The organism is Ectobacillus funiculus, assembly GCF_004138295.1.
GTDB classification, from domain to species: Bacteria; Bacillota; Bacilli; order Bacillales; family Bacillaceae_G; genus Ectobacillus; species Ectobacillus funiculus.
The window spans coordinates 53,121-64,466 of sequence record NZ_SCFM01000025.1 but is presented as its reverse complement, the minus strand read 5'-3'; the positions used below and the strand labels follow the sequence as shown (position 1 = coordinate 64,466).

Below are 11,346 nucleotides of genomic sequence, written 5' to 3'. Positions count from 1 at the left end.
AATAGCAAGTGAGTATATTTATTAATGAACAAGAAAAGACGTTTCACTTAACGAATGATAAAATTAGTTACATTTTCCGTGTTATGGAAAATAAGCAGTTAGAACATATTTATTATGGAAGTAAAATCGTTTTTTCTGATTCTGTTAGTCGCTTAGTTGAAAGAAGTTTCCGTCCTGTATCTGTTGTCGAGTTTGATAATGACTTAACTACTTGTTTGGATAGCATTAAACAAGAATTTCCATCAAGTGGTGGCGGCGATTTCAGAGAAGCTGCTATTGATGTCACTTTTGAGAATGGTTCTCATATATTAGAGCTAGAATATAATTCGTATAAAACAGCTAAGGGAAAAACAAAGCTTCCTGGTATGCCAGCAACTTTTGCCAATCAAGATGAGTGCGAAACGTTAACTATCTTTATGAAGGATGAATTGTCAGGTTTGGAAGTAGAATTGAACTATACGATATTCAATACTCTTCCTGTTATTACAAGATCGGTACGCCTGCACAACAATGGTAATGAAAATATTACAATTGAACGATTATTAAGCGCCAGTGTGGATATTCCGGATCAAAAATATGATGTCATTCACCTATCTGGCTTATGGGGCAGGGAAAGACATTTTTATCGTTCTCCAGCTGAACCAGGAGTTAAAGCAGTATATTCAACTCGCGGGGCAAGCAGCCACCACCATAATCCTTTTATTGCGTTGGCGCATCCAGAAGCTACAGAAAATCATGGCAATGTATATAGTATGAACTTAGTGTACAGTGGGAACTTTCTAGCTCAAGTGGATGTGGATAACTACTATGTCAATCGTTTAATGATTGGTATCCATCCAAACCGCTTCCAATGGAAATTAAAACCACATGGTGAGTTTTATTCCCCAGAAGCAGTGCTTGTATTTTCAGATAAAGGTTTGAATGGTATGAGTCACGCTTATCACGATTTATATAACAATCATTTAATTAATCCTAAGTGGGCACATAAAGCTCGTCCTGTGGTCATGAATAACTGGGAAGGAACCTACTTAGATTTTACGGAAGACAAAATCATCAGTATTGCGGAAACAGCGAGTGAGTTAGGTGTGGAATTATTTGTATTAGATGATGGCTGGTTTGGAAAGCGTGATTTAGATAATTCATCATTAGGTGACTGGTATGTGAATAAAGAAAAGCTTCCCAACGGAATTGATGGTTTAGCGAAGAAGGTAAACGATTTAGGAATGGAGTTTGGCCTGTGGTTCGAACCAGAAATGTCTAACAGTGACTCTCATATAATGAAGGAACACCCTGAATGGATTATCGGGACACCAGGGCGTTTTAGAAAACCGGCTCGCTTTCAATATGTACTGGATTATGGTAATCCAGAAGTGGTAGAACATATTTTTGAAATGATGGATGACATCTTAAGTAATGCGAACATTTCTTATGTTAAATGGGATATGAACCGGAATATTTCTGAAGCATATTCAGCTTATTTAGATTCAAAATCACAAGGGGAGTTAATGCATCGTTATATCTTAGGCGTCTACACTTTATATGATAAATTACTGGAAAGGCACCCTAATTTACTAATTGAATCTTGTGCATCAGGCGGCGGACGATTTGATCCCGGAATGCTTTATTATGCTCCACAAACATGGACAAGTGATGATAGTGATGCAATCGAACGCCTGAAAATTCAATACGGCACCTCAATGGTTTATCCGGTTAGTTCTATAGGAGCACATGTATCTGCTGTTCCTAACCATCAAGTTGGACGAATTACTCCACTTGATACTCGTGCAAATGTAGCGTTTTTTGGTGTATTTGGATATGAATTAGATCCAAATAAATTAACAGAGGAAGAAATGCAAGAAATCAAAGAACAAATTAAATACTACAAAAGAAATCGTGAACTATTATTATTTGGAGAGTTTACCCGTTTAGCTAGTCCTTTTGAAGAAAACGAAACCATGTGGATGGTAAAAACAAAAGATAAAGAACAGGCAATCGTAGCATGGTTCCAAGTGCTGTCTATTCCCAATGATGGCTACCGAAGAGTAAGGGTTCCAGGATTAGATCCTAGTGCTCTATATGAGATTGAAGAAAATGGCTTGCAGTATACAGGCAGTGAGCTAGAAAACATCGGAATTGTATTAACACCGCCAATCAGGGGAGAATTGGGCTTTGATGATACAGCTATTATGAATAAACGAGATTTTGATTCCAAAATATTTACACTTAGAAAAGTGAAATAACGACAAAGGGTGTCCTAAGAGGCTAGCAATGCGCTATCTTCTGGGACACCCTCTCCTTCTTTTGTGCGGATTAAGCCATTATGGATATTTACATGTTCATTCCTTATGTTGTTTCATTCAGTTATGCGCTTTCTTTAGCCTAATTTGATTGGCGATATACCCAACTACCAACACACCGACAACTGCCGCTGCTGGAATTCCCGTCTGCAGAAAGATGTTTTCCTCAAGGAAGCTGGCTAGTCTTTCTTCATGGGTTGCCATTTTGCCGGCCGTATATGCTAAAATTCCAGAGCCGACATAAACGAGAATAGAGAACTTTTCCATTAGTACTAAAATGAGCTTGCTGCCCCATATAATGATAGGAATGGAAACAATTAATCCTAACACAACAAGAATAATATTTCCGTGTGCAGCACCGGCAACTGCGAGGACATTATCAAACCCCATTACGATATCAGCAAACACAATTGTACGGACGGCTGCCATTAAGGTAGGACTTGCTTGAATCTTGGAGAGATCTTCTCCTTCACCTGTAAGCAGGTTATAGGAGATAAATAGGAGCAAAACAGCGCCAATCAGCTGTAAAAATGGAATCACAAGCAGGTATACGGCAATAATTGTTAATAAAATACGAACAATAATGGCTAAACCTGTGCCGAGGAAGATGGCCTTATTGCGTTGAGTTTCCGGCAAATTACGGCTCGCCAAGGCAATGACAATCGCATTGTCTCCTCCTAAAACAATATCGATGCCTACAATCATAAGGATCGACATAAGAAAGTCAAAATCCATATGTATAGTCCCCCGTTTATTAGTTTTCTGTCTCAGTACTTTTAATCAATATAAGGGACAATGTTACGAACTGTCAAGAAAAGGAAATATTCTAAGTTTGTCGAAGAATTTTATGCTAACCGAGCGGAGAGAAAAGGCGTAGAAATGCTAGAGAAATGTCAAAAACGATTCATAGAAATGGCTAGAGCAGCCTTTTCTGCTTGTTTTTTGTAGGGCAAATGTCTGTTTTTTAAAAAAGCGGTAATTTTATTTCCATTTCGACGCTTCTTATCATAAAATGAGAGTACAAGATTTCCTAGAGGATTTTCCAGCATCGTGATATGATAGTACAAATGCACCATAGTCTAGGGGGGGTCCCTTCATCAAATATGCCAAATAGGAAGGGAGAGAGCAGAATTGGATATTGAAAGAATTAACGATCATACAGTCAAATTTTATATATCATACATCGATATAGAGGAACGCGGCTTTAACCGGGAGGAAATTTGGTATAACCGTGAAAAAAGCGAACAGTTATTCTGGGAGATGATGGACGAAGTACGCGACCAGGATGACTTCTTTGTCGACGGTCCGCTTTGGATCCAGGTACAGGCGCTTGAAAAAGGAATTGAGGTTATTGTAACGAGAGCTCAAATCTCAAAGGATGGTCAAAAGCTTGAGTTACCAATTGGTCTTGATAAAGTGATTGATATTCCGCTTGATGAACGGATCGAATCTCTATTCGAGCAGCAACTTGAGCAGGAAGACTATACGTACTTAAGTCAGGATGGAACATTAGGGTTTCTTGTGAAGTTTCAAGATTTTGAAGATGTCATCTCATTAAGCCATTGTATCGCGCTTGAGGACATTCAAAATGAATTATATGTTTTTGACGGACGATACTATTTATATGTAGAATTTGATGAAGAGTTACACGATGAAGAGGAAATGGATAGCATTTTAAGCATTATTATGGAGTATGGCGAAGAATCTGCTATGACCATTCATCGTGTGCAGGAGTACGGTAAAACCGTAATTTCTGAAAGTTCCCTATCTGTCATCCGCAAAAACTTTTCTTTAAAAGCGTAGGCCGATTTCTTTATACTGAAATCGGCTTTTTCATTGTCGCATATAATAAGCAAAATGGATTGCTTCATCAGGCGGGAGCTTTTCCGCATAGAGAGTATACTACAGAGACCGGGCAATGAGAAATGTGAACACACTTTAAAGAAAACTCGCCGATTGGCAAGCTTTGCCTTTGGGCGAAGACAGACGCGTAATTGCCCTTATACTGTACTCCTAAAAGAGAAAGTAACGCTAGGAAATCTATCCTTTAGAAAGGGGGCACGATATGAAGAATGTTTTAAAACTTATCTTGTTTTTTATTCTATTATTTGCAGTTTTTCTTACTCTTCGTCTCGTGAATGATGCGACGTTTTATTCAGATTTGATACATAAAAACATTTCAGTATTTGGTGTACTGAGCGTGTTGTTTACCTTGTCGGCTTTTTTTATCGGTTTTGTTATTTTTCTTGAAAATCGACAACCGTCTAAAACGTTGACATGGCTCATTGTTCTCGGTATTTTCCCGGTCTTCGGCTTTTTTGCTTATTTATTATTTGGACAAAATTTTCGCCGGAAACGAATGTTTCAAAAGAAAGCGCTTCTGGATGAACAGGCATTTTTACAATATAAAGAAAACGAGAGGCAACAGCAGTTTTTAGCGGAGCATACGCATCAGGAACTGTTATTTCGCCTTGCGTCGCGTCTTGGTTCACTGAATATTTCCTTCCAGACTGAAACCAAGGTGTTAACAAACGGAGAAGAGACATTTTCTTCTATCAAAGAGGTGCTTGAGAAGGCGCAGCATCATATTCATATGGAGTATTATATCGTTCGTGATGATAAAATCGGAACTGAAATCCAAGAGATTCTTCTTCGTAAACAGGCGGAAGGGGTGAAGGTTCGATTTTTGTATGATGCTGTTGGCAGCTTCCGCCTCTCTAAAGCTTATGTGGGGAAGCTGAGAAGCGGCGGAGTGGAAATGCTTCCGTTCTTCCCAGTTCGTTTCCCTATTTTAAATGACAAGATTAATTATCGAAACCATCGGAAGATTATCGTCGTAGATGGTAAAGAAGGGTTTGTCGGGGGCTTAAACATCGGGGATGAATATTTAGGAAAAGATAAATATTTCGGCTTTTGGCGAGATACTCACTTGTATTTACGCGGCGAGGCAGTTCAAAGTCTGCAGATGATTTTTTTACAGGATTGGTTTTATATGACTGGTGAAGCAGCTCTGGATTCTATCTTGCTTAGTACGGAGCGCATCGAAGGAGAAGGACTTGGAGGTGTGCAGCTTGTGGCAGGGGGACCCGATAGTAAATGGGAGACCATTAAGCATTTGTACTTTGCGATGATTTCTTCAGCGCGTAAGTCCATTTGGATTGCTACACCCTATTTTATTCCAGATGATGATATTCTGGCCGCATTAAAGGTAGCTGCACTGGCCGGGATCGATGTGCGTTTACTCGTACCGAGCAAGCCTGACAAACGAACTGTTTTTTATGCGTCCCGTTCCTATTTTCCAGAGCTTCTTGAGGCAGGGGCAAAGATTTATGAATATGAAAGAGGTTTTTTGCATAGCAAGATCGTAATAGTTGATTTCTCTCTCGCTTCTATTGGCACTGCCAACATGGATATGAGGAGTTTTCATTTGAACTTTGAAATCAATGCATTTTTATATGACACAGCAAGCATTCATAAGCTTGTACAAGACTTTGAAGAAGATTTGACCGTTTCAAAGGAAATTCATATGGATCAGTTTAACAAGAGACGTCTTGTGATGCGTATTGTTGAATCCACATATCGCCTCCTGTCACCGCTGTTATAATCAAAGAAGAAGGACTCTTCGTTTTGTTTATAGAAATTAACAAGCGAAAGGAGTGTGGGTATTTTGTTTGTAGCCTTAAAACAAAACGGAGAACGCCTTAACTTACTGCAGCCTCTTGGCAAGGAGCTGCTGCAGGAGATGCGTGAACGCGAGGTGTTTTTCTGCCCTGTTTGTGAAAGTGAGGTACAGCTGAAGCTGGGCACGAGGAAAAAATATCATTTTGCCCATAAGCGTACGATGGTGTGCAAGCTCGACTTAGAGCCGGAATCAGCATACCATCTCGCCGGAAAAGAAATGCTGTATCATTGGTTTAAGACCCAAGGTTTTTTAACGGAACCTGAAGTATATTTGCCCTCGATTCGCCAGCGTCCTGATTTACTGCTTACTCGTGCTGATGTACAAGCAGCGGTTGAGTTTCAATGCTCCCCTATTCCTACGAAAAGATTTTTGGAACGAACTCATTCGTATTGGCGCGAGGGCTTACGCGTATTATGGATTCTGGGTGGCAACCAGTATAAGCGCTATGCGGCCCACTGGCTTCGGCTTTCTTCTTTTCCTGCTTTATTTGCACAGAATAGAATTCCATATGTTCTCTATTTCTGTCCGGATCATGCTTCATTTTTCAAATGCTCTCCTCTTCTGCCGTTTTCCTCTTCCACATCATTTGCTCATACATTTGTCCATCGTATATCTTCAGCCACCATCTCTTCTATCTTTTCTCCATCCCTCTTTTCCTTTGAACAGCTGGAGCAGCAATGGCTGCAAAAGAAAAAGCGCTGGCGTATGGGCCAGTTTTTACATATGCGCCGCGGCTACGAAGAATTTTTTCAATACATGTATACGAAAGGAATTTCTCCGTCTCGTCTTCCAGCAGAAGCGGGTGTCCCGCTGCCCTCACTCCTTGCGATTCAAACGCCAGCTATCATTTGGCAAAGCCTTATTTTGTTTGATCTTATTGAACCGATGCGAGCAGGAGAGAGCCTCCCCTTTTGGCAAATCGTCCGCTATGTTGAACAGCACAGTGTTATTCAAAGGCGTGTTCTCCCTTATTATCCGTTTTCCTATTTTAAAAGGACGTTAAAGGAATATATGGCTTTTTTGTGCGCCAGCGATCTGATTGAACTTGTGTCAGGGCAAACATATCGAAGAAAGCAGGTAAGTATTGTGCCGCAAACAGAAGGGGAAGCATTTGCGAGAGATGAGGAGGCAATGAAGCATGCGCTCCTTCTTTTCTGAAATGAGCAGTCTGCAACATCAGCCGCCGAAAAACGGATATAATAGAAGCGTGCGGAAGGAATGAAGCAGCTAGAAGAGAATACTTATTACAGGCTCTTAATTAAAAAAGGAGGAATCAACATGGCGGAACAAAAAACAGCAAAGCAATTGCCAGCGCGTAACGAAGTACCTGTAGAATCGACATGGCGTCTCGAGGATATTTTTGCGACGGATGAACAATGGGAGGCTGAATTTCAGGAAATTAAAGAGATGCTTCCAAAGCTTGGCGAGTTTAAAGGGAAGCTTGGCAATTCTGCAAATGATTTGCTTGCAGCTTTTCAATATCAGGATGAAGTGACCATGCGCCTCGGTAAGCTGTATACATACGCTCATATGCGATACGATCAAGATACAACAAACTCCTTCTATCAAGCGTATAACGATCGAGCAAGAAACTTGTATGCACAGGCATCTAGTGAAATGGCTTATATCGTTCCAGAGATTCTTTCAGTTCCAGAAGAGAAAATCCAAGCGTTTTTACAGGAAAATGAAGAGCTAAAGGTGTATTCACATTCGCTTGATGAAATTAACCGCCAGCGTCCGCACGTGTTATCAGAGAGTGAAGAAGCGTTACTAGCGCAAGCATCAGAGGTTTTAGGCTCATCTAGTAACACATTTGGTATGCTAAATAATGCTGATTTGAAATTCCCATCTATCCAGGATGAAAATGGGGAAGAAGTAGAGGTCACGCACGGACGTTACATTCAGTTTTTAGAAAGTGAAGATCAGCGCGTGCGTCGTGATGCTTTTCAGGCGGTATACGACACATATGGTAAATATAAAAATACATTTGCAAGTACATTAAGCGGAGCGGTAAAGAAAAATAACTTCTATGCTCGCGTTCGCAAATATGATTCAGCGCGTCAAGCTGCGCTAAGTAATAATAATATCCCAGAAGCTGTGTACGATCAGCTTGTTAATACTGTAAATGATCACCTGCCTTTGTTGCATAGGTATATTGAGATTCGTAAGCGTGCCCTTGAGCTCGATGAACTTCATATGTACGATTTGTTCACGCCGCTTGTGAAGGAAGCAAAAATAGAGGTTAAGTACGAGGAAGCGCAGGATATTTTGCTAAAGGCGCTTGCGAAGCTTGGTGATGAATATGTATCAATTTTAAAAGAAGCATACGAAAACCGTTGGGTGGATGTACACGAAAACAGAGGGAAACGAAGCGGTGCGTACTCCTCGGGTACATACGGCACGAACCCGTATATTTTAATGAATTGGCAAGATAACGTGAATAACCTCTTCACTCTGGCCCATGAGTTTGGTCATTCTGTACACAGCTATTATACGCGTAAAACACAGCCATACGTATACGGGGATTACTCGATTTTCGTGGCAGAGGTAGCATCTACGTGCAATGAGGCACTGTTGAATGATTATCTGCTTCAAACAACAGAGGACAAGAAAAAGCGTTTATACTTGCTGAACCATTACTTAGAAACTTTCCGCGGCACAGTTTTCCGTCAAACGATGTTTGCGGAGTTTGAGCATGCAATTCATACGAAGGTGCAGGAAGGACATGCACTTACGCCGGATTTACTGACGTCCATGTACTATGATTTAAACAAAAAGTACTTTGGCGATGCGCTTGTGATTGATGAAGAAATCGGCCTAGAATGGTCTCGCATTCCTCACTTCTATTACAATTATTACGTATATCAATACGCAACAGGCTTTAGTGCGGCAACGGCATTATCGAAGAAAATCTTGGAGGAGGGCGAACCAGCTGTTGAGAAATATATTGGCCATTTCTTAAAGGCAGGAAGCTCTGATTACCCAATTGAAGTGCTGAAAAAGGCGGGCGTTGATATGACATCTCCAGCTCCTGTTAAAGAAGCCCTTCAAGTGTTTGAAGAAAAATTAAATGAACTTGAGCAGCTTTTGTTTGAGAAATAAAGAAAACTCGCCGACTGGCAAGCCCTGCACTTGGGCGAAGACAGAGGTGTAAAGGAAGGCGTGATTTTAGACGTCTTCCTTTTCTCATTTAGAAGTGAGAAAGTATAATGCATAACGTATCTTAACTAATAAAGAAACAAAAGTACCTTGCAATGAACAGTAGTGGATGATATATTTTTATCACAGAAGTATTTATCATGGCTTAGTACTATATAATAAATAGTACTGAATAATAATAGATAGGGTGATTTTACATTGAATGTGCAATTTAAAAAAGGTGTTTTGGAATTGTGTGTGCTTGTGCTGTTAGATAAGCAGGATCGTTACGGATATGAATTAGTGCAGAAAATTTCAGATCAAATTGAAATATCTGAAGGCTCTGTATATCCGCTGTTAAGACGATTAACAAAAGAAGAATACTTTACAACGTACTTACAAGAATCGTCAGAAGGCCCTTCGCGTAAATATTACAAGCTAACGGAAAAAGGAAGAACATATCTTCATGAGCTGATTGCAGAATGGAATGAATTTTCGAATGGTGTAAATCAATTAATTAAAGAAGGTGGCTATGATGAATAAGGAACAATTTCTAAAGCAATTAGAGGGAAATTTAAAAGGAATTTCTACAGAGGAACGGCAGGATATTTTGCAAGATTACGAAGAGTACTTCGCTATAGGGAGAGAAGAGGGGAAAACAGAAGAAGAAATGACAGCTTCCCTCGGTTCTCCAAGTCAAATCGCTAGAGAGTTATCTGCTTCTCACCATCTTGAGAAGGTAGAAACAAGTACGACCGCAGGAAATATTATGCGCGCTGTATGGGCTGTTATTGGATTAGGCTTTTTCAACTTTGTTATCGTGATGGGGCCATTTATTGCTTTAGTCGGCGTCATGTTTTCCGGTTGGGCAGTAGGTGCGGCATTTGTTCTCTCACCGCTGCTTGTTCTGGTGAATGCAGTCATTACTCCAGAAACCTTTGAATTTTTTGATCTGTTCGTATCCTGTGCGCTTTGCGGAATCGGGTTGTTTATTGCAATTGGTATGTTTTTTGCAACAAAGGCTGTAACGAGCGGGTTTGTACGTTATTTAAAATTTAACATGGCACTTGTGAAGGGTGGGCTAAAACGTGAGTAATATAAAAAAATTGTCTCTCCTTGCACTAGCATTTTTGTTGGTTGGTGTAATAGGAGCTTTTATAACATTCGGTTCGCTAGAGAAGCAATCTTCTATTTCAGAAGAAAAAGTGATTGATAATCCTAACATTACCGCGGTACAGGTAGAAGCGGGTAATGCAGCCATCGAAATCCTCCCAACAACAGATGCGGCGGCTACAGTTTCGTTGTCAGGCACGGGAAATGATCATATGAAACAGAGGTTTTCTGCTGAGGTAGAAGGAACGACCCTTGCTGTTAAATTAGAAAGCCAGAAGCTCAAGCTTTTTAATTTTGATTTTCGCTTCAAGCCGCTAACGGTAAAAGTACTTTTACCTGAAAAGGTATATGAATCGCTGCAAATTGACAGCAATAATGGACGCGTGAAAGTAGAGAAAGTGAATGCTAACAACGTAAAGGCAGAGCTGAACAACGGAATGATTACATTAAAGCATATTGGGGCCAATGCTGTTGATGTAGAATCAGATAATGGAAAAATCCAATTAGAGTATGTGGAGGGAACCATTAAAGGGAAAACGTCAAATGGAAGGATTTTTGTTGTCACAAAGGACTTAGAACGGACGATGCAGCTTGGCAGCAACAATGGAAGCATCGAGATTCAAACAGAGAAGGATCCTGTGGATGTGGCGTTTGATGTGCATGTAGATAATGGGCATATTGATATCCTTGACAAATACGAGGGTAATGCAGTGATTGGCAAAGGCACACATGTAATTAAACTAACAACAAATAATGGGAGAATTACAGTGACAAAGTAAGAGTAGCTAAAGCAATTTTCGGTTAAGCTAGTAAAAAATCAAAGTCAGAGCAGATGTGGGAGCTTTCTAGACCACATCTGTTTTTTTGCGTTAAGAACGTATAAATTTCTAGCTGGAAGACCATTCGACGTAGCGAGAAGTTTTAGGAATAAAGTATAAGGGCAACTACGCTTCTGTCTTCGCCTAACGGCTCGCCAGTTGGCGATTTTACATATGTAAGAAAACTTTGCTATTGATGGAATGACATGCAGGAAGATTGAAGGCGTTTTCTGGATATTAAGTTAGATTTTATAACATTATTTTATCCGAAATCAAAGAAAGGTTGTTAGATTTACTT

The 11,346-nt window shown here is 40.1% G+C and carries 9 protein-coding genes; 8 read left to right on the top strand and 1 reads right to left on the bottom strand.

What is annotated here, in order from left to right; all coding sequences use genetic code 11:
• Nucleotides 1–8: 8 nt before the first annotated feature.
• Entirely contained in the window at nucleotides 9–2,240 is a 2,232-nt protein-coding gene (locus tag EP737_RS16470) for an alpha-galactosidase (RefSeq protein ID WP_165350832.1), read from the top strand.
• Between the two features lie 117 nt (nucleotides 2,241–2,357).
• Here EP737_RS16470 and EP737_RS16465 read toward each other — a convergent pair whose 3' ends face one another.
• Nucleotides 2,358–3,032, bottom strand: coding sequence for a TerC family protein (locus tag EP737_RS16465; RefSeq protein WP_129729061.1), 675 nt, complete (start codon nucleotides 3,030–3,032; stop codon nucleotides 2,358–2,360).
• Between the two features lie 396 nt (nucleotides 3,033–3,428).
• Here EP737_RS16465 and mecA point away from each other — a divergent pair, with 396 nt between their 5' ends.
• The 7 genes from mecA to EP737_RS16430 all read left to right on the top strand — a co-directional run bounded on the left by mecA (nucleotide 3,429) and on the right by EP737_RS16430 (nucleotide 11,009).
• A complete protein-coding gene (gene mecA, locus EP737_RS16460; RefSeq protein WP_129729060.1) occupies nucleotides 3,429–4,100 on the top strand; it encodes an adaptor protein MecA in 672 nt (223 codons plus the stop codon).
• Nucleotides 4,101–4,362: 262 nt separating this feature from the next.
• Nucleotides 4,363–5,901, top strand: coding sequence for a cardiolipin synthase (gene cls, locus EP737_RS16455; RefSeq protein ID WP_129729059.1), 1,539 nt, complete (start codon nucleotides 4,363–4,365; stop codon nucleotides 5,899–5,901).
• Between the two features lie 54 nt (nucleotides 5,902–5,955).
• Complete coding sequence (locus tag EP737_RS16450; RefSeq protein ID WP_129729058.1) at nucleotides 5,956–7,137, top strand: competence protein CoiA; 1,182 nt, start codon at nucleotides 5,956–5,958, stop codon at nucleotides 7,135–7,137.
• A 120-nt stretch (nucleotides 7,138–7,257) separates the two neighbouring features.
• The gene (gene pepF, locus EP737_RS16445) at nucleotides 7,258–9,081 is read left to right on the top strand and encodes an oligoendopeptidase F (RefSeq protein ID WP_129729057.1); all 1,824 of its coding nucleotides are present in this window, start codon (nucleotides 7,258–7,260) and stop codon (nucleotides 9,079–9,081) included.
• A gap of 255 nt (nucleotides 9,082–9,336) precedes the next feature.
• The gene (locus EP737_RS16440; protein ID WP_129729056.1) at nucleotides 9,337–9,660 is read left to right on the top strand and encodes a PadR family transcriptional regulator; all 324 of its coding nucleotides are present in this window, start codon (nucleotides 9,337–9,339) and stop codon (nucleotides 9,658–9,660) included.
• Nucleotides 9,653–10,213 (top strand): DUF1700 domain-containing protein, encoded by a 561-nt coding sequence (locus tag EP737_RS16435; protein ID WP_129729055.1) that lies wholly within the window; start codon nucleotides 9,653–9,655, stop codon nucleotides 10,211–10,213. Before EP737_RS16440 ends, EP737_RS16435 begins: the two co-directional genes overlap by 8 nt.
• Nucleotides 10,206–11,009 (top strand): DUF4097 family beta strand repeat-containing protein, encoded by an 804-nt coding sequence (locus EP737_RS16430; RefSeq protein WP_129729054.1) that lies wholly within the window; start codon nucleotides 10,206–10,208, stop codon nucleotides 11,007–11,009. The genes EP737_RS16435 and EP737_RS16430 overlap by 8 nt, the downstream gene beginning before the upstream one ends.
• The last annotated feature ends 337 nt before the right edge of the window (nucleotides 11,010–11,346 follow it).

What these genes read in the sequence shown, in the direction of transcription:
- pepF (WP_129729057.1), top strand. Translation starts at nt 7,258, where the DNA reads ATGGCGGAACAAAAAACAGCAAAGCAATTGCCAGCGCGTAACGAAGTA.
- EP737_RS16465 (WP_129729061.1), bottom strand. Translation starts at nt 3,032, where the DNA reads ATGGATTTTGACTTTCTTATGTCGATCCTTATGATTGTAGGCATCGAT.
- EP737_RS16435 (WP_129729055.1), top strand. Translation starts at nt 9,653, where the DNA reads ATGAATAAGGAACAATTTCTAAAGCAATTAGAGGGAAATTTAAAAGGA.
- cls (WP_129729059.1), top strand. Translation starts at nt 4,363, where the DNA reads ATGAAGAATGTTTTAAAACTTATCTTGTTTTTTATTCTATTATTTGCA.